Annotated in this window: 17 protein-coding genes; 12 read left to right on the top strand and 5 right to left on the bottom strand. The window is 73.8% G+C overall.

Going from position 1 to position 21,365, the window contains the following annotated elements:
* Positions 1-92: 92 nt before the first annotated feature.
* Both ACIGAN_RS15650 and ACIGAN_RS15645 read right to left on the bottom strand, forming a co-directional pair.
* On the bottom strand, positions 93-275 hold the full coding sequence (locus ACIGAN_RS15650; RefSeq protein ID WP_365743255.1) for a hypothetical protein: 183 nt from the start codon (positions 273-275) through the stop codon (positions 93-95).
* A 163-nt stretch (positions 276-438) separates the two neighbouring features.
* Entirely contained in the window at positions 439-1,374 is a 936-nt protein-coding gene (locus ACIGAN_RS15645; RefSeq protein ID WP_399857862.1) for a LysR family transcriptional regulator, read from the bottom strand.
* Positions 1,375-1,528: 154 nt separating this feature from the next.
* Here ACIGAN_RS15645 and ACIGAN_RS15640 point away from each other — a divergent pair, with 154 nt between their 5' ends.
* Positions 1,529-2,224: a type 1 glutamine amidotransferase domain-containing protein gene (locus ACIGAN_RS15640; RefSeq protein WP_399857860.1), complete on the top strand. Its 696-nt coding sequence runs from the start codon at positions 1,529-1,531 to the stop codon at positions 2,222-2,224.
* Between the two features lie 138 nt (positions 2,225-2,362).
* Here ACIGAN_RS15640 and ACIGAN_RS15635 read toward each other — a convergent pair whose 3' ends face one another.
* Complete coding sequence (locus tag ACIGAN_RS15635; protein ID WP_365743249.1) at positions 2,363-4,813, bottom strand: SpoIIE family protein phosphatase; 2,451 nt, start codon at positions 4,811-4,813, stop codon at positions 2,363-2,365.
* Positions 4,814-5,111: 298 nt separating this feature from the next.
* On the opposite strand from ACIGAN_RS15635, the gene ACIGAN_RS15630 reads away from it, so the two are divergent.
* Complete coding sequence (locus ACIGAN_RS15630) at positions 5,112-7,259, top strand: PP2C family protein-serine/threonine phosphatase (protein WP_365743247.1); 2,148 nt, start codon at positions 5,112-5,114, stop codon at positions 7,257-7,259.
* A gap of 150 nt (positions 7,260-7,409) precedes the next feature.
* Here ACIGAN_RS15630 and ACIGAN_RS15625 read toward each other — a convergent pair whose 3' ends face one another.
* Positions 7,410-8,795 (bottom strand): S1 family peptidase, encoded by a 1,386-nt coding sequence (locus ACIGAN_RS15625; protein ID WP_399857856.1) that lies wholly within the window; start codon positions 8,793-8,795, stop codon positions 7,410-7,412.
* A 658-nt stretch (positions 8,796-9,453) separates the two neighbouring features.
* Between ACIGAN_RS15625 and ACIGAN_RS15620 the strand changes: the two genes are divergently transcribed.
* From ACIGAN_RS15620 to ACIGAN_RS15580, 9 genes are all read left to right on the top strand, one after another.
* Positions 9,454-9,669, top strand: a complete 216-nt coding sequence (locus ACIGAN_RS15620; protein ID WP_351351050.1) for a type A2 lantipeptide — start codon at positions 9,454-9,456, stop codon at positions 9,667-9,669.
* A gap of 149 nt (positions 9,670-9,818) precedes the next feature.
* Entirely contained in the window at positions 9,819-10,625 is an 807-nt protein-coding gene (locus ACIGAN_RS15615; protein ID WP_399857853.1) for an HlyD family efflux transporter periplasmic adaptor subunit, read from the top strand.
* Positions 10,622-12,847: an NHLP family bacteriocin export ABC transporter peptidase/permease/ATPase subunit gene (locus ACIGAN_RS15610; protein ID WP_399857851.1), complete on the top strand. Its 2,226-nt coding sequence runs from the start codon at positions 10,622-10,624 to the stop codon at positions 12,845-12,847. The genes ACIGAN_RS15615 and ACIGAN_RS15610 overlap by 4 nt, the downstream gene beginning before the upstream one ends.
* Before the next feature lies 1 nt (position 12,848).
* On the top strand, positions 12,849-15,674 hold the full coding sequence (locus ACIGAN_RS15605) for an NHLP bacteriocin export ABC transporter permease/ATPase subunit (protein ID WP_399857848.1): 2,826 nt from the start codon (positions 12,849-12,851) through the stop codon (positions 15,672-15,674).
* Positions 15,675-15,767: 93 nt separating this feature from the next.
* The gene (locus tag ACIGAN_RS15600) at positions 15,768-16,775 is read left to right on the top strand and encodes a Ppx/GppA phosphatase family protein (RefSeq protein ID WP_399857846.1); all 1,008 of its coding nucleotides are present in this window, start codon (positions 15,768-15,770) and stop codon (positions 16,773-16,775) included.
* A gap of 88 nt (positions 16,776-16,863) precedes the next feature.
* A complete protein-coding gene (locus ACIGAN_RS15595) occupies positions 16,864-17,052 on the top strand; it encodes a hypothetical protein (protein ID WP_399857844.1) in 189 nt (62 codons plus the stop codon).
* A gap of 161 nt (positions 17,053-17,213) precedes the next feature.
* Complete coding sequence (locus tag ACIGAN_RS15590; RefSeq protein ID WP_365092559.1) at positions 17,214-18,221, top strand: iron-containing redox enzyme family protein; 1,008 nt, start codon at positions 17,214-17,216, stop codon at positions 18,219-18,221.
* Between the two features lie 21 nt (positions 18,222-18,242).
* The gene (locus tag ACIGAN_RS15585) at positions 18,243-18,896 is read left to right on the top strand and encodes a HemK2/MTQ2 family protein methyltransferase (RefSeq protein WP_365743232.1); all 654 of its coding nucleotides are present in this window, start codon (positions 18,243-18,245) and stop codon (positions 18,894-18,896) included.
* On the top strand, positions 18,877-19,083 hold the full coding sequence (locus ACIGAN_RS15580) for a CDGSH iron-sulfur domain-containing protein (RefSeq protein WP_351351066.1): 207 nt from the start codon (positions 18,877-18,879) through the stop codon (positions 19,081-19,083). The genes ACIGAN_RS15585 and ACIGAN_RS15580 overlap by 20 nt, the downstream gene beginning before the upstream one ends.
* Before the next feature lie 200 nt (positions 19,084-19,283).
* Here ACIGAN_RS15580 and ACIGAN_RS15575 read toward each other — a convergent pair whose 3' ends face one another.
* Positions 19,284-19,718 (bottom strand): protease inhibitor, encoded by a 435-nt coding sequence (locus ACIGAN_RS15575; RefSeq protein ID WP_365743230.1) that lies wholly within the window; start codon positions 19,716-19,718, stop codon positions 19,284-19,286.
* Between the two features lie 472 nt (positions 19,719-20,190).
* On the opposite strand from ACIGAN_RS15575, the gene ACIGAN_RS15570 reads away from it, so the two are divergent.
* The gene (locus ACIGAN_RS15570) at positions 20,191-21,360 is read left to right on the top strand and encodes a lactate 2-monooxygenase (protein WP_399857840.1); all 1,170 of its coding nucleotides are present in this window, start codon (positions 20,191-20,193) and stop codon (positions 21,358-21,360) included.
* Positions 21,361-21,365 lie beyond the last annotated feature (5 nt).

Raw genomic sequence — 21,365 nt, 5'->3', positions numbered from 1 at the left:
AGTCGCCATCCGGCGGATGTGAACATCACTTCTTTCGGTTGCCGACGCGCGCGGTTCTCCGGCACGTCACCGAACGGCTGCCGGCGGAGCGGTCAGTCCTCACCCCGGACGATGTTCCACTCCGGGCCGCAGTGCGCGCCCGCCGGGGCGGTCCGGTCCTCCACGGCCGGCAGGCAGGTGCGCGGCGCGGCCGTGCCGCGCAGGCGGCGCGCCGTGGACCAGCCGGTCTCGGGCCGCCGGACGGCGGTCTTGTCAGGGGTGTCCGTGGTCGTCACGACTCATCATCTTCCTTCTGCATCCGCGGGTGTTCGAGTCCCCCGGGGGGAAGCGGACAAACCCGGGCGCGGGCGACGGTGGGCCGTGCCCCCAACCGCCCGTGCCGGTCGGGTGGTTCACCGGAACGTGCGACGGGCCGACGCGCCGGGCGGGTGCGCGGGGTCACCAGGTGCGTCCGGCCTCCAGCAGGCGGTCGCGGACGAGGGTGACGTGCGGGTTGCCCGGGGTGCCGGGCCGCTGGACGAGGTAGCCGGTGTTGATCGGCGGGTCCTCGGGGGCGCAGAGGGGGACGAGGGCTCCGCAGGCCAGTTCGCCGGCGCACAGGTAGCGGGGCAGGACGCTGTAGCCGGCGCCGGCCGTGACCAGCGCCAGGACGGCCCTGAGGTCCGGCACCGAGACGGCCGCCCGGCAGTTCAGACGCCGTCCGAAGACGTGCCGCCAGTAGCGGCGCACGATGGGCAAATCCTCGGCGTACGTGATCAGCGGCACGCCGTGCAGGGCGGCGGGTCCCTCGGCGGCCAGGCGCTCGCTGATCCCGGCGGCCCGGCCGGGGGCGGCGACCAGCACGAACTCCTCGTCCGTGAGCGGCACGGCGGACAGGGTGCGGCCGCGGGGCCGGGTCGTGGCGATCACCAGGTCGTGGCGCCCGGCCCGCAGTTCGTCGAGCAGGGGCTCGGTCAGCCCCATGGTGACGCGCAGCCGTACGCCCTCGGTGACGAGCGGGGCCAGGGCGGGCAGGGCGCGGGTGGACAGCAGCTCGGCGGGCCCGGCGAGGTGGACCGGCTCGGCGCGCGTCTCCTCGCGGGGGCCGTGACCGGTGGCCTCGGCGAGCGCGTCGAGGGGGCCCGCGATGCGCGCCGCGAGTTCGTCGGCGACGGCCGTCGGGGCGACGCCGCGCGGCAACCGTTCGAACAGCTCCCTGCGGGTCTGGCGCTCCAGCGAGCGGATCTGCGTGGTGACCGTCGGCTGGGACAGCCCCAGGATCTGCGCGGCGGCCGTGAAGGAGCCGGACCGGTAGACGGCCAGGAAGGTGCGCAGCAGGTTGAGGTCGGGCTGGGCGGGCGTCCCGGCCGCGCCGAGGGGGTCAGGGGGTCTCACACGAAGCGAGCCTACCGGCCCGAGCCATGCGGATTCCTATGGCAGCCATCGGTTACGCCATTGGAAAACCGGCGGTCCGGGCGCCTACGGTCGTCGGTGTCCCAGTCCTCGCCGCACTGTCCCACCGCGGCCGTCCTCACGGAGATGCACCACCATGTCGAAGATTCTGTTCGTCGTCACCGGCGCCGACAGCTGGACGCTGGCCGACGGCACCGAGCACCCCACCGGCTTCTGGGCCGAGGAGGCCGTCGCCCCCTACGAGGCGTTCCGGGCCGCAGGGCACGAGGTCGTCGTGGCCACGCCCGGTGGTGTCGTGCCCACCGTCGACCAGGCCTCCCTGGCGCCCGAGGTGAACGGCGGCCGGGAGAACGCCGAGCGGATCGCGAAGGCGCTGGAGTCCTTCACCGAGCTGCGCAGTCCCCTCCGCCTGGAGGACGTCCGGCCGGACGACTACGCGGCGGTGTTCTACCCGGGCGGCCACGGCCCGATGGAGGACCTCGCGGTGAACGCCGACTCGGGCCGGCTGCTGGCCCGGGCCCTGGAGTCGGGCCTCCCGCTCGGCGTGGTCTGCCACGGGCCGGCCGCGCTGCTGGCGGCGGTGGGGGCCGACGGCGGGAACGTCTTCGCCGGGTACGAGGTCGCCGCGTTCACCAACGCCGAGGAGAAGCAGGGCGGCCTCGCCGACCGCGCGAAGTGGCTGCTCCAGGACCGCCTCACCGAGGCGGGCGTGATCGTGCGGGCCGGTGAGCCGTGGGCCCCGCACGTGGTCACCGACCGCACCCTGGTCACGGGCCAGAACCCGGCCTCGTCGGCACCGCTGGCACAGGAACTCCTGAAGCGGCTGAGCTGACCCGCCGGGCACGGGGAAGACCCGGCGACCCGACCCGGAAACCGCCGGGCGCGACGGCCGGGTCGGCGACCGAACCAGGGGAGCCTCCCAGCCCGGCACACGGCTGGCGGCCGACCCGGAGAGCCGCGGGTCGGGTGCTCAGGGGGTCAGGAGGAGTTCCGCCCATACCTGCTTGCCGCCGCTGACCGGGAGCGTGCCCCAGGTCGTCGAGAGGGCCTCGACGAGGAGGATGCCGCGGCCGCCGGTGGCCTCCCAGCCGATGCTGGTGGGGCGGACCGGGGTGCGCGGCGATGCGTCGGCGACGGCGATCCGCAGCCGGTCGTTGATGAGGGTCAGGTCCATGCGGACGCGGCCGTCGGTGTGCACCAGGGCGTTGGTGACCAGCTCGGAGACCACGACGAGGACGGCGTCGTGCTCCTCGGTGACGCCCCAGGAGCGCAGCGTGCGCCGGACGAAGCGGCGGGCCTGCCCGACCGCCTGCGGGACCCGCCACACCGTCCAGCTCTCCCGCAGCGGGCGCAGGTCCATGCCGTCGTAGCGCAGCAGGAGCAGGGCGACGTCGTCGCTGCGCCGGGCCTCGCCGAGCAGGGCGTCGGCGACGAGTCCGAGGTCGACGGGGGCGGCCTCGGCCAGCCGCCCGGCGAGGCGGTCCATGCCCTGGTCGATGTCGGCGTCGGGCGTCTCGACGAGGCCGTCCGTGGCCAGGGCGATCAGCGTGCCGGGCGGCAGCCGCAGCGGGCTCATGGGGAAGTCGGCGCGGCCGATCACCCCGAGAGGCGGGCCGCCCTCGGCCTCCGCGACCTCGGTCCGGCCGTCCGGGTAGCGCAGCACCGGCGGCAGATGCCCGGCCCGCACGCACCAGGCGGACCCTTCCTCCAGGTCGACGTCGACGTAGCAGCAGGTGGCGAAGAGTTCGCTGTCCATGTCCATGAGCAGCCGATTGGCGTGCGCGACCACCACGTCCGGCGGGTGCCCCTCGACGGCGTAGGCGCGCAGGGCGGTGCGCATCTGGCCCATGAGCGTGGCGGCGCCGGCGCTGTGGCCCTGGACGTCGCCGATGACGAGCCCCACGTGGTGGTCGGGCAGCGGGATGACGTCGTACCAGTCGCCGCCCAGTTCCAGCCCCGCCGTGCTGGGCAGATAGCGGGCGACGGCCATCGCGCCCGGCAGCCGGGGCAGGCGGCGCGGCAGCAGCTGGCGCTGGAGCATGCCGACGAGTTCGTGTTCGGCGTCGAAGGCCCGGGCCCGCACGAGGGCCTGTCCGGCGAGACCGGCGCACGCGGTGAGCAGGGCCCGCTCGTCGGCGGCGAAGTCGTGCGGGGCGTCCCAGCCGATCAGGCAGGCTCCGGCCATGCGGTTCCCCGCCGGCAGCGGCAGGACGGCGAGGCCGCCGGGCCCCACCTCCCCGAGAGCCCGCTCCAGCGGGCTGCCGGCGGGCCAGATGCGGGCCCGGCCCTCGCGCAGCGCGGCGGCGAGGGTGGGCATGGCCCGCACGGGCGCGTCCGGCCACTCGCCGCGCCACTCGGTCCGCCACAGCTCGGGCCACGCCTCGGGTTCGGGCGGGTCCAGGACGGTGACGACGAGCCGGTCGCTCTCCAGCTCGGCGAGCGCGATCCGGTCGGCCCTGAGCGGCCGGCGCAGCGCCGCGACCACGGCCTTGCCCACGTCGCGGACGGTGACGGCGGTGGCCAGCGCGGCGGCCAGGCGCTGCACACGGGCCACGTCGGTGACGTCGGAGCGCAGGGTGGAGGCGTCGGCGACGGTGCCCACGAGCCGGGCGGGGCGGCCCTCGCCGCCGGGCACCAGGCGGCCGCGCAGCCGGAGCCACTTCGGCGGCCCGGCGGGCTGGAGCACGCGGAACTCCAGCTCCCGGTCGCCGATGGACATGTGGTCGGCCTCCACCACCGACATCAGGGACGGCAGGTCCTCCGGCACGGCGAGGCCGAGCAGGGTCTCGACGCGGCCGTCGAACTCGGCGGGGTCGAGGCCGAACAGATCCAGCAGGTCGTCGCCGGCCCTGACCCGGCCGGTGTCCATGGCGAGGCTGAACGCGCCCGGTGGCAGTTCCGCGCCCTCGGCGGGCGCGGCGGGAGCGGTGTAGGCGACGGCCTCGGCGACGAGCTCCAGGCACTCGCGGTCGTCGGGGCCGAAGCCGTCGGGGTGCTCGCTGACGGCGAGCAGGCAGCCGCCGCCGTCGCCGTGCACGGGCAGGACCGTCAGGTGGAAGTCCGGGGAGGGCGTGCGCCGGGACTGCGCGTGCGCGGCGAGTTCCGCCGGTCCCAGCCGGACGGTCCGGCCGTCGCGGTGGGCCTCGGCGACGGGGGAACGGCCGGCGCGCGGGTAGCTGTCGCGCAGCCCGTAGAGCGTTCTGGGCACCCCGGCCGACTCGACCAGGCACAGCAGTTCCCCGTCCTCGCTGGGCGCGTAGACGGCGGCGAACGCCGCACCGGCGAAGACGAGTGCCTGTTCGAGGACGCGGCGCACCCGGTCGGGTGACTCCTGATCGGCCGCGATCGCTTCGAGGGCACCTTCGGCACGCGGCGTTCGCGTTCCGCGTTCTCGGGCGCCCGGACTGACCACGTTGGCCATTACAGCGCTTATGAGACACCCGCGCAGCCCCTGTGAGCGTTCCGTGCGCCCCCCGCTCACCCGTGCGCTCGAAAGGCCTCGACCACGAGCCGGCGCACACCGGGCGCCCCTGCGCCCGGCCGCGCTCGCCCCAGGGGGTACGGCCGGGGCGCACCCGGCGCCCGCTGCCGGACCGGTCGTCCCGCTCCGGCCGACGGTCGTCCGCGCCGTCGCCGTCCGTTCGTCGTGCGCGACGGGCCGCCAGGGGGGAGATTTGTTCCTGGGCCCGGTCGCGCGGCCGTGCGAGGAGGTGGTCGGCGTGTCCGACGGGCAGTCGTCCGCGCAGGCGCCGGCAGCCGCCAGGACGCCGGTCGGCCGTCCGCTGCTGTCCCTGGCGCTGGCCTCGATGATGGACGAGGTGCACGCCCACTCCGGCGCGGTGTACCTGCTCGCGCCGGACCAGCCCGTGCTGGAGATGGCGGTGATGGCCGGACTGCCCCGGGCGTTCGCCGCGCCCTGGGAGCGGGTGGGGCTGAGCGCGCCGATCCCGGTGGCCGACGCGGCGCGCGAACGGCGGCTGGTGTGGGTCGGCGGCGAGGAGGAGATGGCCCGCCAGTACCCCCGCATCGCCGTGGTACTGCCGTATCCGTTCGCCCTCGCCGCGGTGCCGGTCGCCACCGACTCCACGGTGTACGGCGCGGTCTTCGTGACCTGGCCGGGCACGCATCCCACGGAGCTGTCCGACCACGAGCGCGAGCACCTCACGGCGGCCTGCGCCCGGCTGGCGGTCCGGCTGGAGCGGGCCGCCGAGCACAGCGTCCCGCCGCACCCCGAACCCGATCTGGTCGCCGCGCCCCTGGTGGGCGGCGTGGCCGGGACGCTCGGCACGGTCGAGGCGGCCCGGATGGTGAGCCGGCTGCCGTACGGACTGGTGTCGCTGGATCTGCACGGGCGGATCGGCTTCGTCAACGCGGCGGCGGCGGACCTGCTGAACGTCCCGGTCAGCCGGCTGCTGGGCACCCAGCTGTGGGCGTCGGTGCCGTGGCTGAACGACCCGGTCTACGAGGACCGGTACCGGGCGGCGCTGCTCAGCCAGCACATCACCTCGTTCGTGGCGCTGCGCCCGCCCGGCGAGTGGCTGTCGTTCCGGCTGTACCCGAGCACGACGGGCCTGAGCGTGCGCATCACCCGGTCCCGGGCCGTGTCGGAGATGAACCGGACCGTGCCGCCGCCCGACGGGACACCGTCCCGGCTGGTCACCATCTCGCAGGTGCTGAACCTGGCCGGGGCGCTCACCGAGGCGGTCGGGGTGCAGGACGTGGTGCAGCTGGTCGCCGACGAGATCGCACCGGCCGTGGGCAGCCAGGCCCTGGTCGTGCTGGGTTCGCGGGCGAACCGGCTGCGGGTGCTCGGGCACCGCGGCTATCCGGACGCGTACGTGGTCGAGCGGTTCGACGGCCTGCCGCTGACCGAGCCGACACCGGGCACGCAGGTGCTGCGGACGGGCGTGCCGGCGTTCTTCGAGTCGCAGGAGCAGCTGGAGCGCCTCTACCCGGCGCGGCTCGCCACGCCCGACGGCTTCGCGGCCTGGGCCTATCTGCCGCTGATCGCCCAGGGACGCCCGGTGGGGACGTGCGTGCTCTCCTACGCCGAGCCGCATCCCTTCCCGACCGAGGAACGGGCGATCATGACCAGCCTGGCCGGGCTGATCGCCCAGGCGCTGGAGCGGGCGCTCCTCTACGACGCCAAGCACCGGCTCGCGCACGGCCTGCAGGAGGCGCTGCTGCCGCACTCGCTGCCGTCGCTGCCCGGCATCGAGGCGACGGGCCGCTATGTGCCGGCCACGCAGGGCATGGACATCGGCGGCGACTTCTACGACCTGGTGCGCACACAGGGCATGGCCGCGGCGGTGATCGGGGACGTCCAGGGCCACAACGTCACGGCGGCCGGGCTGATGGGGCAGGTGCGGACGGCGGTCCGGGCGTACACGGCCGTCGGTCAGGCGCCCGAGGAGGTCATGCGCAGCACCAACCGGCTGCTGCTGGAGCTGGGCTCCGAACTGTTCGCCAGCTGCCTGTACCTGCGGCTGGACCCGGCGCACGGCCGGGCCGTGATGTCCAGGGCGGGCCATCCCCCGCCGCTGCTGAGGCGGCCGGACGGGCGGGTGCGCGTCCTCGACCTGGCCGGGGGCCCGCTGCTGGGCATCGACGCCCGGGCGGTGTACCCGACGACGGAGGTCGCCCTCCCGCCCGGCTCCCTGCTGGTCCTCTACACCGACGGGCTGGTGGAGTCCCCCGGCACGGACTTCGAGGAGGCCCTGGCGGACCTGGGCCACCGCCTGGCCGACGCCGGGGACCAGCCGCTGGACGAACTGGCCGACAGCCTCGTCCGTCACGACCGCCCCCACCCCGACGGCGAGGAACGGCTCGACGACATCGCCCTGTTGCTGATCAGAGCGCTCGACTAGGGCGGCAACCGCCCGGGGCCCCATGGCATGGCCCGGGCCGGACCGTGCCCGGACCGTGCCCGCACGGCGCCCGGAACCGTGGACGCCGGACGGCCGGTCCGGTCCCGCCGGGAGGGGGCGGGACCGGACCGGCCGTCCGGCGTGATGGGGTCAGCGCGACTCGGTCGGACCCGAGTCGTTCCCGACGCCCTGCCCGGTCTGCTGCCCGGTCTGCTCCCCGGTGTCCTGGCCGGCACCGGCATGCTCACCGGCTCCGGCTTCCTCACCGGCACCGGCACCGGCCTGCTCACCCGCACCGGCCTGCTCACCGGCACCGGCACCGGCCTGCTCACCCGCACCGGCACCGGCCTGCTCACCCGCACCGGCCTCTTCACCCGCACCGGCTTCCTCGCCCGCGCCCGCTCCCCCGCCCGCGGCGCCGCCGCCGAGGGTCGCGCCGACCGCCTCCAGTGCCGTGGTGACCGGCTGGAAGAACGTCTCGCCGCCGACCGTGCAGTCACCGCTTCCGCCGGAGGTGAGGCCGATCGCGAGGCCGTCCTGGGTGAACAGCGAGCCGCCGCTGTCGCCGGGCTCGGCGCACACATCGGTCTGGATGAGCCCGGTGACCGTGCCCTCCGGGTAGTTCACCGTGGCGTCCAGGCCGAGCACCTGGCCGTCGGCGAGCCCGGTGGTGCTGCCCATCCGGAAGACCTCCTGGCCGACGGTCGCCTCCGCGGCCTCGGTGATCTGCACGGTCTGGTTGCCGAGGTCGACCTCGCTGGGCGCCTCGGTCGCCGGGTCGTCGTACTTCACGAGTGCGAAGTCGCCGTTGCCGGGGAAGGTCGACTGGTCGACCGTGGCGATCGGCTGGCCGCCCTGCGTGTCGGACCACTCGTTGCCGCCGAGGGTGCAGTGACCGGCCGTCAGGAACGCCGGGGTGCCGTCCCCCGCGGTGACGTTGAAACCGAGGGAGCAGCGCGAGCCGCCCGCGAAGATGGCGTCACCGCCGGAGACGAACGGCTTGAAGGTGCCCGCGGACTTCTTGATGGTCGCCATGCCGGAGCCGAGGCCGCGCACGGTGGACTCCAGCTTGTCCCACTTGGCGCCGGTCACCGTGCTGTCGGCCGTCACCAGCAGCTTGTTGGTGCGCGGGTCGATCGACCACGAGGTGCCCGCGATGGTCGCCTCGGACTTCAGCGTCGACGCGCCCTGCTGAAGCTCCGACCAGCTGTTGTCGACCTCGCGGACCTTGGCGCCGGCCGCCTTGGCCTGCACGATCACATTGTTGTTGTCGCCCGGTACGACGTTGACGACGAGCTGCTGGCTGTCACCGTCGTAGTAGGAGCCGCCGAACGCGTCACCGAGGAGACCGGCGAGCTGCGAGGCGAGATCCGAGGCGTCGCCGGCCTTCAGGGTCTTCGGCGCGGCGGCCGCCCCGTCGGACGAACCGTCCTGCGACGCGTTGGCGTTGGGCAGCAGGATCGCGGCCGCGCCGAGCGCCACCACGCTGCCCGCCGCTATCGCGGCCTTGCGCTTCGGAATTCGCTTGTGACTCAAACTTCTCTCCTCCTGGGGGACGGAGCGGTGCCGCCGTCAGGCAGCGTCTTGGGGGGCGCCTGGATGGCTGTTGGTACGCACGGGCCGCTCGGGGCGTTCAATTCCGTTTGCACGTCGCCCCTTCGCACTGCGGAATCGGCCGGCTCCCGTCCCACGACCGGGTGACGGCCCGTCAGAGGGCAGGCGCCACGGGTCCGGCGATCCGACACGGTCCGTATCCGTCCGGGAACGGTCCGTCGTGCTCGACGAGTTGAATCCCACCTTCAGCGAATCTGCACAGCGGATGCTCAACCCGGTCACCGAAAGGCGGGGCTTTCCCCTGCCCTTCGCGTCGGTCACGCCTTTGTGGCCGGAGTGCCGGATTCGATGTCCGGCGATACAAGAGCCGGAATGAGCCGATGCCGTGACGCATGTGAAGAAGTCGCCACCAAGGCGTGCGCGATTCTGCACGGACAAACGCTTATGCGCCGCAAGTTGCCTGGTGGGAGGGGTGGTTGATTGGCAGCCCGCGCCCGCGGCGTGCTTTGATCCATCGCACCGCGGGGGCCGCTGAGGGCATTCGGAAACGGATGTCCGGCGCTCGTGGTCGCGGCCGTCATCTGTCCCCAGAGGGGGCCGCTCCCCCCTTGTGAGATATCCAATGAAGGGAAGTTCCATCATGAACTCCACCCCCCAGGTCGAGACCGTTGAGATCGCCGACGCCGAGCTCGACGCCGTCTCCGGCGGCCTGTCCGTGAACGCCGTGAGCACCGTCACCGAGACGGTGGACGGCATCGCTCCGGTTTCCGGCCTGGTGAACACCGCCGTCGGCACCGTCGAGGGTGTCACCGGCCTGAACACGGCCCCGGTCACCAACCTGGTCGCCGGTCTCTGATCCGGCCCCACGCCGTCGACTCCCGGAGCCGCAGCCCGCGGTTCCGGGATCTTCGGGTGCCGTGACCGGGTCCGCGCGGACCGCGAGGCCGCGCCCCGGCCGTCTCCGCCACGTCCGTAAGAACCTCTTCTACGGGTGAGGGAAGTTCCTTGCAGTTCCGCCAACAGGCCCTCGCCAAGCTCCAGTCGCCGGAGGAGCTCGACCTTCCGGTGCGTTTCGCGCGCCCGCAGGGCTGGCTCGTGCTCTCCATGACGGTCGTCGCCATGGCGGCCGCCTCGGTGTGGGCGGTCACCGGCTCGGTGGCGTCCACCGTCAGCGCGCCCGCCGTCCTCACGCACGGCCGGGGCAGTTACGTCCTGCAGAGCCCCGTCGCGGGCCAGGTCACCGCCGTCCTCGCCCGGCAGGGCGAGCAGCTCCCGGCGAACTCCCCCCTGCTCAAGGTCCGCACGCCCACGGGCGACAGCGTCGTGCGCACGCTCGACGCCGGCCGGGTCTCCGCGCTCGCCGCGACCGTCGGGCAGATCATCCGCACCGGCGCCGACGTCGCCGCCGTCGAGAAGGTCGCCCGCGCCGGCGACCCGCTGTACGCCACGGTCTACGTGCCCGCCCAGAACGCCGCCTCCATCCCCGACGGCGCGCCCGTCGACCTGACCGTGCAGTCGGTGCCGACGCAGGAGTACGGCGTACTGCGCGGCCATGTGAAGTCCGTCGGCCGCTCGGCCCAGTCGCCGCAGCAGATCGCCGCGTTCCTCGGGGACAGCCAGCTCGGGGAGCAGTTCACGAGGAACGGCAGGCCGGTGGCCGTGACGGTCCGGCTGGACAAGTCCCCCGACACCAGGAGCGGTTACGCCTGGTCCTCCGCCGACGGACCGCCGTTCGAGCTGACCTCCATGACGCAGGCCTCCGGCTCCATCGAGCTGGCCGACCAGCGTCCCGTCGACTGGCTGCTGCCATGAGCGCGACCGGCCAGGCAACCCGGGGCAGACGCCGCGCCGCCCCGCCGAAGCGCAAGGTGCCCAAGGCCGCGGCGAAGACCGTCCGCACCCCCACCGTCCTGCAGATGGAGGCCGTGGAGTGCGGCGCCGCCTCCCTGGCGATGGTGCTCGGCCACTACGGCCGGCACGTCCCGCTGGAGGAGCTGCGCATCGCCTGCGGCGTCTCCCGCGACGGCTCGCGCGCCAGCAACCTGCTGAAGGCGGCCCGCAGTTACGGCCTGACCGCCAAGGGCATGCAGATGGACCTGGCGGCCCTCGCCGAGGTGAAGTCGCCGGCCATCCTGTTCTGGGAGTTCAACCACTACGTCGTCTACGACGGCATGGGCCGCCGCTTCGGCCGCCGGGGCGTCTACATCAACGACCCCGGCAAGGGCCGCCGTTTCGTGCCCATGGAGGACTTCGACGGCAGCTTCACCGGTGTCGTGCTGGTCATGGAGCCCGGCGAGGACTTCACCCGGGGCGGCCGCAAGCCCGGCGTCCTGGGCGCGATGCCCGCCCGGCTGCGCGGCACCGCGGGCACCCTGCCGGCCGCCGTCCTGGCGAGCCTGCTGCTGGTGGCCGTCGGGGCGGCGGTGCCCGCGCTCAGCCGCACCTACATCGACGAGTTCCTGATCGGCGGCCGGACCTCGCTGCTGGGCGTGCTGTTCACGTCGATGGCGGCGTGCGTGCTGCTCACGATCGTGCTGACCTGGCTGCAGCAGGCCAATCTGCTGCACGGCCGGATCATCTCCTCGACCCTGTCCAGCGCCCGGTTCCTGCGCCACCTGCTGCGGCTGCCGGTGACGTTCTTCTCCCAGCGCAGCCCGGCCGACCTCGTCCAGCGGCTCCAGTCCAACGACGCGGTCGCCGAGACCCTCTCGCGCGACCTCGCGGCGGCGGGCGTCGACGCGATCGTGGTCGTGCTCTACGCGGTGCTGCTGTACACCTACGACCCGCAACTGACGTTCGTCGGCATCGGTGTGGCCCTGCTGAACATCGTGGCCATGCGCGTCGTCGTACGGCTGCGCGCCACCCGCACGGCGAAGCTGCGCGCCGACACGGCCCGGCTCACCAACACCGCCTACACCGGTCTGCAGCTCATCGAGACGATGAAGGCGACCGGCGGCGAGGACGGCTACTTCCGCAAGTGGGCCGGGCAGCACGCCACCACCCTGGAGGAGCAGCAGCGGCTCGGGGTGCCGAGCGCCTGGCTGGGCGTGGTCGCGCCCACGCTCGCCACCCTCAACAGCGCGCTGATCCTGTGGATCGGCGGCATGCGGGCGGTCGAGGGGCACATCTCGGTCGGCCTGCTGGTGGCCTTCCAGGCCCTGGTCACCCGGTTCACCGCCCCGCTGACCCGGCTGAACGGCGTCGCGGGCCGCATCCAGGACTTCGCCGCCGACGTGGCCCGGCTGAAGGACGTGGAGAACTTCGAGGCGGACCCGCTCTACGGCCGTCCCGGTGCCGGCGAGTCGACGCGGCGCCTGCAGGGCCATGTGGAGCTGGAGAACATCACCTTCGGCTACAGCCCGCTCGACAAGCCGCTGCTCACCGGTTTCGACCTGACCGTCGGGCCCGGGCAGCAGGTGGCGCTGGTCGGCGGCTCGGGCTCCGGCAAGTCCACGGTGTCACGGCTGATCTCCGGCCTGTACGCGCCGTGGGAGGGCGTGATCCGCATCGACGGGCAGCGCATCGAGGACATCCCGCGCGGGGCGCTGGCCGCCTCCGTCTCCTTCGTCGACCAGGACGTGTTCCTCTTCGAGGGCACGGTCCGCGACAACGTGGCGCTGTGGGACCCGTCGATCCCGGACGACGCGGTGGAGGACGCGCTGCGCGACGCCGCCCTGTACGACGTGATCACGCGGCGCCCCGGCGGCATCCACAGCAGGGTCGAGCAGGACGGCCGCAACTTCTCCGGCGGGCAGCGCCAGCGCCTGGAGATCGCCCGGGCCCTGGTGCGCCGCCCGAGCATCCTGGTGCTCGACGAGGTGACCAGCGCGCTCGACGCGGAGACCGAACTGGTCGTGATGGACAACCTGCGCCGGCGCGGCTGCGCCTGCGTGGTGATCGCGCACCGGCTGAGCACCGTGCGCGACAGCGACGAGATCGTCGTCCTGCAGCACGGCACGGTCGTGGAGCGGGGACGGCACGAGGACCTGGTGGCGCGCGGCGGCGCCTACGCGGCACTGGTCAGGGAACGGTGACATGACGACCGTCCACGAAGGACACGACGGCGACCTCGTCCTGGGCGCCTTCGCACAGCTGGGCTCGCGCCTGGACTGCGCCGGCTTCACCCGCCTCGACCTCGAAGGCCCCCAGGTGCTGTGGCTGGTCGCGGCCGGCGCGGTCGACCTGTTCGCGGTCGACGCCGGCGGGCAGGGCCACTGGCACCACCTGGGCCGGCTGGAGGCGGGCTCGCTGGTGCTCGGCCCGGTGGCCGGACCCCAGCACACCCTGGTGGCCCGCCCGCTGCGGGACTGCGTGGTGCACCGCATCGGCCTGCGCGAGCTGTACCAGCCCGCCACCACCGCGACCTGGTCGTACGACGAGTACGGCACCCCGCAGTACGTGCCGCCGACGACGAGCCCCCTGGAGTACGCGCTCGCCCTCGGCGTCGGCCGCAGCCTGTCCATCCTGTTCCAGGCGCCGATGGCCACCGAACGGGCGGCGGCACCCACCGACGACGACGTCTTCTGGATGCAGGTGCCGCCCGGCAGCGTGCAGTACGGCTCGCTCTACGGCGCGGAGGCGGCGGCCGATCTGCTGATGGACCCGGCGCTGTGGCAGTCGATGGTCGACCAGCAGTACCGGCTGCTGACCACGCTGGACCGCTGGATCGAGCAGCTGGAGCGCACCCACGAGGACCGCACGGCCGAGGGCATCAAGGCCGGTGAGGCGGTGCGTGCGCAGGCCGACCGGACGCTGCTCGCCTCCATCGGCAAGGGCGGGTCGCAGCGCACCACGGCGGCCGACGCCGACGCCACGTACGCGGCGTGCAGGCTGGTCGCGCGGGCGGCCGGGATCCGTCTCGCGGAGCCCACGCAGAAGGGCACCGGCGGGGACCGCCTCGACCCGGTCGAGCAGATCGCCCTGGCCTCCCGGGTACGCACCCGGGCCGTGCGGCTGGACGGCCGCTGGTGGCGGGACGACGTGGGGCCGCTGGTGGGCCGGCGGGCCCTGTCGGGTGCGCCGGTGGCGCTGCTGTGGCGGCGCGGCGGCTATGTGGCGGTCCACCCCTCCACCGGGCGGGAGACCCCGGTCGAGAAGGCCAACGCCGACGAGTTCGAGCCGCGCGCGGTGATGTTCTACCGCCCGCTGCCGGAACGCGGGCTCGGTCCGCTCGGGCTGCTGCGGTTCTGTGTGCGGGGCATGCGCGGCGACCTGACGGCGCTGCTGCTCAGCGGTCTGGTCACGGTGGCGATCGGGGCGCTGGTGCCCATCGCCACCGGCAAGGTGCTCGGCGAGTTCGTGCCGAAGGCGCAGACGGACCTGATCGTGCAGGTGTGTCTGGCGGTGATGCTGAGCAGCGTGGTCGCCGCGGCCTTCATGCTGCTGCAGAACCTGACCATCCTGCGGCTGGAGGGCCGGATCGAGGCCACGCTCCAGCCGGCCGTGTGGGACCGGCTGCTCAGGCTGCCGACGACGTTCTTCACCGAGCGCTCCACGGGTGAACTGGCCAGCGCGGCCATGGGCATCAGCGCGATCCGCCGGCTGCTGGCGGGCGTCGGACCGACGGTCGCCCAGTCGGTGACGGTCGGGGCGATGAACCTGGGCCTGCTGTTCTGGTTCAGCGTGCCGATGGCGATGGCCGCGATCGGCATGCTCGTCGTGATCGCGGCGGTGTTCCTGGGCCTGGGGCTGTGGCAGGTGCGCTGGCAGCGGCGGCTGGTGGTGCTCTCCAACAAGCTCAACAACCAGGCGTTCCAGACCCTGCGCGGCCTGCCCAAGCTGCGGGTGGCCGCCGCCGAGAACTACGCCTACGCCGCCTGGGCGTCGGAGTTCGCGCGCAGCCGGGAGCTGCAGCAGCGGGTCGGCCGCATCAAGAACATCACCTCGGTCCTGGGCGCGGTGTACCTGCCGCTGTGCACGCTGCTGATGTTCATGCTGCTGGCCGGTCCGGCCCGGGGCTCGATGTCGGCGGCGGCGTTCCTCACGTTCAACACGTCGGTCACCATGCTGCTGACCTCCGTCACCCAGCTCACCGGCGCCTTCGTCTCGGCGGTGGCGGCGCTGCCGCTGTTCGAGGAGATCAGGCCGGTGCTGGACGCCACACCCGAGGTGCGCGCGGCCAGCACCCGGCCGGGGCCGCTGACCGGGGCGATCGAGGCGCGGCGGGTGTCCTTCCGCTACACCGACGACGGTCCGCTGGTCCTGGACGACGTGTCGTTCGAGGCGCGGCCGGGCGAGTTCGTGGCGATCGTCGGCCCGAGCGGCTGCGGCAAGTCCACGCTGCTGCGCCTGCTGATCGGCTTCGACCGTCCCGTCTCGGGCAGCGTGCTGTACGACGGCCAGGACCTGGCGGCCCTGGACCAGTCCGCGGTGCGCCGCCAGTGCGGTGTGGTGCTGCAGCACGCGCAGCCGTTCACCGGCTCGATCCTGGACGTCATCTGCGGCACCGAGCCGTACACGCCGGAGGAGGCGATGGCGGCGGCCGAGATGGCCGGGCTGGCCGAGGACATCAAGCGGATGCCGATGGGCCTGCACACCATCGTCTCGGGCAGCGGAGCCGTCTCCGGCGGCCAGCGCCAGCGGCTGATGATCGCCCAGGCGCTGATCCGCCGGCCGCGGATCCTCTTCCTCGACGAGGCGACCAGTGCCCTCGACAACGAGACGCAGCGCACGGTCATCGAGAGCACCAAGGCCCTCAACGCCACCCGCATCGTCATCGCGCACCGCCTGTCGACCGTGCTGGACGCCGACCGGGTCGTGGTCATGGAGGACGGCAAGGTCATCCAGCAGGGCCCGCCCGCCCGGCTGCTCGCCGACACGAGCGGCCGGCTGCACGAGCTGGTGCGGCGCCAGCTGGCGTGACGGAGCGCGCCCGCCGGGCACTCCGGGGGCGCATCCTCGGCCATCCCTCGGCCCGAGCCGTTGGTCCGGGCCGAGAATGGGTACCCACCGCGCATGCGAATCAGCGTGGTGGACGTGGGATCGAACACGGTCAGACTGGTGGTCGCGGACGCGGAGGACGGGGTACCGCTGCCCGTGCACACCGCCAAGTGGCGCCTGAGGCTGTCCGAGCAGGTCGCACCGGGAGGACCCATCCCGGAGCAGGCCGTGGAACAGCTGGTGCACGCGGTCGCGGAGGCGAGCAGGACGGCCACCCGGTGGGGCGCGGCCGGACCGTTGGCCTTCGCGACCGCCGTGGTGCGCAACGCGCCGAACCGGCAGGAGGTGCTGGACACCGTCCGCACCCGCACGGGGGTGGACCTGTGCACGCTGCCCGGTGAGGTCGAGGCCGAGCTGACGTTCCTCGGGGCCCGCCGCTGGATGGGCTGGCGCTCCGGCCCGCTCGCCCTGCTGGACATCGGCGGCGGCACCCTGGAGGTCGCCTTCGGGCGCGGCCGGCTGCCGGACTTCGTGGCGTCGCTGCCGCTGGGGGCGCGGCGGCTCACCCACGAGTACTTCCAGGACGAGGACCCGCCGTCCGCGGAGCAGCTGCGCGCGCTGCGCCGCAAGGTCCGCCACCAGCTGCGGGACGTCGCCGCCCGGATCCGCTGGGAGGGGCCGCGCACGGCGGTGGCCACCTCGCGCACCTTCCAGCAGCTGGGCCGGCTGTGCGGCGCCGCGCCCGGACGGCACGGCCCGTTCGTGGACCGCGAGATGCGCCGGGACGACCTGCGGGAGGCGATCAAGCAGCTGGCCGCCCTGCCCGCGGCGGAACGCGCCCGCCTGCCCGGCATCTCCGCGCCGCGGGCCGCGCAGAGCCTGGCCGGGGCCGTCGTCGGGCACACGGCGATGAAACTGACCGGCCTGCGCTCCCTCACCGTCTGCCCCTGGGCGATCCGTGAGGGCGTGATGCTGCGGTACATCGAGGACGGCCCGTCCTGGTGGGCGGAGGTGACCCGCCGCAACGCGGAGACCGTCCCGGCCGAACCCGTACCGCTGCGCATCGCGACCGCCTCGACCTGAGCCCGTGCCCCGGCCGGGGCACCGGCGAGACCCGGCCCACCGGCGACACCCCGTCGATTCGCGTTCCGCACCGAGGAAAGGAGACCCCGTGTCCCACGACCAGCACCGCGACCCCTCCGGCACGCAGCCCGAGACGGCTCTGGAGGAGGTCCTGCACGAGATCGAGGACGCCGAGACCCGTACGCAGGACTCCGCCGGGCAGCGGCGCCACCGGGGCGAGGCCGCTGACGCCACCACCCCGAACACTGACGCCCAGGAGCAGGTCGAAGGGGACTGATCCGAAGGTGCTCCGGGCGCGGGCCCGGGCCGTCCGCGGGCCGCACGACGACCCGCGCGCACGGCCCGGGCCCGCGCCGTGCGCGCGTCCGCCCGCGGGGCCATGACCAAGGTCTCCCCCCGCGGCGGTGACCCGGGGCCGCCTGCGGGTACCCGGCGCGCATGGAGCACGAAGAACCAGGACTGCCGACGCCGCGCGGCCCGCTGAGCCGGGGCGTCGAGGCGTATCTGCGGGGCGCGGGCCGACTGCCCCGCATGGAGGACGTCGCCCGGGCCGCCGTGTACGGCGAGGACCTCCAGCTCGCCCTCTACCTCTGCTACGAGCTGCACTACCGCGGTTTCGCCGGGGTGCCGCCGGAGCGCGAGTGGGACCCCGACCTGCTGCGCGTGCGGGCGGCCATGGAGCACCGCTTCCTGTCCGCGCTGCGCACCGACGCCCCCGTCCACGACAGCGTCGACGAGGCCCTGGCGGCCCTGCTCGTCGAACCCGTGGAGGGCACGGGCGTGTCGTACTTCCTGCGCGACGAGGGCGAGCTGTGGCACTTGCGCGAGTACGCGGCGCAGCGCTCGCTGTACCACCTCAAGGAGGCGGACCCGCACGCCTGGGTGCTGCCGCGGCTGTGGGGGCGGGCGAAGGCCGGGATGGCGGCCGTGGAGTTCGACGAGTGGGGCGGAGGCCGGGCCGACCGTGTGCACGCCCGCCTGTTCGCCGACCTGATGACGGACCTGGGCCTGGACACCTCCTACGGCCGCTACCTCGACGCGGCGTCCGCGGAGGCCCTGGTCACCGTGAACATGATGTCCCTGTTCGGTCTGCACCGCTCCCTCAGGGGCGCCCTGGTCGGGCACTTCGCGACGGTGGAGATCACCTCGTCACCGGGGTCGCGGCGGCTCGCCGAGGCGATGCGCCGCAACGGCGCCGGACCCGCGGCCGAGCACTTCTACGACGAGCACGTCGAGGCGGACGCCGTCCACGAGCAGGTGGTGCGGCACGAGGTCATCGGCGGTCTGCTGGAGCAGGAGCCCCATCTGGCCGCGGACGTCGCCTTCGGCATCGACGCCACCGAATTCGTCGAGGAGCGCTTCGGCGCCCGGCTGCTCGCCGACTGGCGTGCGTCACGTTCGTCACTGCGGGAACCGCTGGCCCACGAAGCGACCCATATCTCCTGAGCGGCGGGGTACTCGGCGCCCGTGAATCCACTGGTACTCCCGGGCGTGTACGCCCCACAGGAAGACACCGAGCTGCTGGCCGGTGCCCTCTCCGACGAACCGCTCCCGCCGGGCGCGGAGGTACTCGACGTGGGCACCGGGTCCGGCGCCCTGGCGCTGGAGGCCGCCCGCCGCGGTCTGCGGGTCACCGCCGTCGACGTGTCCTGGGGCGCCGTGCTGGCGGCCCGGCTGAACGCCCGGCTGGCCGGGCTGCGGGTCCGCATCCGGCACGGCAACCTGTTCGGGCCGGTGCGCGGACAGACGTTCGACCTGATTCTGGCCAATCCGCCGTACGTGCCGGCCCCGCACGGCCACCGTGAGCCGCGCGGCGCGGCCCGGGCCTGGGACGCGGGCGGCGACGGGCGGCTGGTCGTCGACCGCATCTGCCGGGAGGCACCCGCGCTGCTGCGGCCGGGCGGGGTGCTGCTGCTGGTGCAGTCGGCGCTCAGCGGCCCGGACCTCACCGTCCAGCAGTTGCGGGCGGCCGGCCTGAAGGCCGCCGTGACCCGCCGGCAGCACATCCCGTTCGGTCCCGTGCTGCGCGGCCGGGAGCGCTGGCTGCGCGAGCGAGGGCTGCTGGCCGCCGAGGAGGACAAGGAAGAGCTGGTGGTGATCCGTGCCGAACTCCCCGTCTGACCGGTCCGAGGCGCCGCGCCGCGTCTCCGTGCAGCGCAAGGGCCCCCTGCTGATGGAGGGCCCGGTGGAGGTGGAGCTGGAGGACGGCTCCGTCGTCTCCTCCGACCGCTTCCGCGTGGCCCTGTGCACCTGCCGTCGCAGCCGCCGCTACCCGTGGTGCGACACGAGCCACCGCGACCGGGCCTGAGCCCCGGGACGCCTCCCGGGCCCCGGCCCGGCCCGGGCAGCGGGAGGGGATGAGACCCGGGGGCCGGCGGGCGGCCCCACTCCGCCCGCCGGCCCCCTTGTACGAGATCGCGTTCCCCATGACAGCGGCCCGGCTCCCCAGCCACGGCCCGCTGCGGTTCACGGGAACGGCGCGATCCCGGTTCATGGGAGTGCCGCCGGCTAGAAGGAGAAGACGCCCGTGCCGTAGGCGTTCTTCATGCACTCGTTGGAGAAGGTGCGCTCGTAGGAGACGCGCCGGCCCTGCCAGACGCCGTCCACGGTGACGACCACCGGGTCGTACTGCTTGGTGCACATCACGCCCTCCGTGGCGGACAGGGCGTCGAGGTCGCCGCTGACGCCGCGCAGCTCGGCGCAGGCCTCGGCGGCGGCCGGGTGGGTGCCCGCGGGTCGCGGGGCGCAGGTGAGGGTGACCGCGCGTTCCGGAGTCGCGGAGAGCGCGCTCTCGCCGTGGCCCACCGTCAGGACGAGGGCCGACGGGGCGTAGAGCGCGGTGGGGGCCTGACCCGGGTCGGCGAGCGCGGCCCCGGTGAGGGGTCCGCAGACGGCGGTGGCCGTCAGTCCGACAGTCGTGGCCCAGCGCGCGGTGGTCCGCATTGTGTGCATCCTTCCGCTCGATTACGGGTGTGCCGGCCCGTGCTCGGTCGGTGCCGGGGCGGCGAGCGCCACTCTGCCGAGTCCGCCGCGGAAACACACATCGACCCCACGGATTTCAGTAACCTTGCGTATTGAATCAGTGGCGCGAAGTTACGGAATCGGAGCGGGAGAAGCCCGTAACCGCACGGGCTCGGGGAACACGAAGCGGCCAGATGGCCGATTCCCATGCGTTCCTTAATAGGCCTGAAACATTCCGATTCCGCTCTCACCTGACCACTTTGCAACCGCTTGCGTTCATGCTCCCGACGGGTGAGCGTCATGACGCGGGCACGGCGTCCACCCGCCGGCCCTCCCCTGATCCTCGGCGCCCCAGGTCCCGCACGCCCCCTGATCCGGGGCCTCCATACCGCTCGGTATCGTCGCCCGTACGGCACGGTCTCGACGAGGAGACGACGAGAGGCGGGTACGTACGGTGGCCAAGCACTGGGCGGACTTCCAGTACGAGATCTATCTGAACGGGATGACGGGTGCCGTACCGCGGCTGCCCACCGATCTGACCCGGCTGGAGGAACTGACCGAGCAGCGGCTCGGACCCGGCCCCGTCGGCTATGTGGCGGGCAGCGCGGGCGACGGCAGCACCGCCCGGGCCAACCGGGCCGCCCTGGAGCGGCGCCGGATCGTGCCGCGCATGCTGCGGGACGTGCACGAACGGGACCTGTCGGTGGAGGTGCTGGGCCGTGCCCTGCCGGCCCCCCTGGCGCTCGCACCGGTCGGCGTGCTGTCGATCATGCACCCGGACGCCGAGTCCGCCGCGGCCCGGGCGGCGGCCGCGCAGGGCGTGCCGTACATCCTGTCCTCGGCGTCCAGCACCCCGATGGAGCAGGTCGCCGAGGCGATGGGCGACGCCGAGCGGTGGTTCCAGCTGTACTGGCCGAAGGACCCGGAGGTGGCGCGCAGCTTCCTCGGCCGGGCGAAGGCGGCGGGGTTCGGCGTGCTCGTCGTCACCCTGGACACGCCGCTGCTGTCCTGGCGGCCCCGCGACCTCGACCAGGCCTACCTGCCCTTCCTGCGCGGCGTGGGCACGGCGAACTACTTCTCCGACCCGGCCTTCCGGGCGGGGCTGGCCAAGCCGGTGCACGAGGATCCGGACGCGGCCGTGATGCGGTTCGTCGGCCTGTTCTCCGATCCGGCCAAGACCTGGCCGGACCTGGCGTTCCTGCGGGAGAACTGGGACGGGCCGATCGTCCTCAAGGGCGTACTGCACCCGGACGACGCCCGGCTGGCCGCCGACGCGGGCATGGACGGCGTGGTCGTCTCCAACCACGGCGGACGGCAGGTGGCCGGCTCCGTCGCGGCGGCGGACGCGCTGCCCCGGGTCGTGGAGGCCGTCGGCGACCGGCTCACCGTCCTCTTCGACAGCGGTGTGCGCACCGGCGACGACGTCTTCAAGGCCCTCGCCCTGGGCGCCCGCGCCGTCCTGCTCGGCCGCCCGTACGTCTACGGCCTCGGCCTGGACGGACAGGCGGGCGTCGAGCACGTCATCCGCTGCCTGCTGGCCGAACTCGACCTGACCCTCGCTCTGTCCGGCCACGCCACGCCGGGCACGATCGGGCCCGGCGACCTCGTCGAGGACCCGGCCTGACCACG

The sequence above is a fragment of the Streptomyces sp. NPDC085931 genome (assembly GCF_044540565.1).
GTDB lineage: Bacteria > Actinomycetota > Actinomycetes > Streptomycetales > Streptomycetaceae > Streptomyces.
The sequence above is the reverse complement of the archived record's forward strand: the minus strand, read 5'-3'. Positions and strand labels throughout refer to the sequence as shown.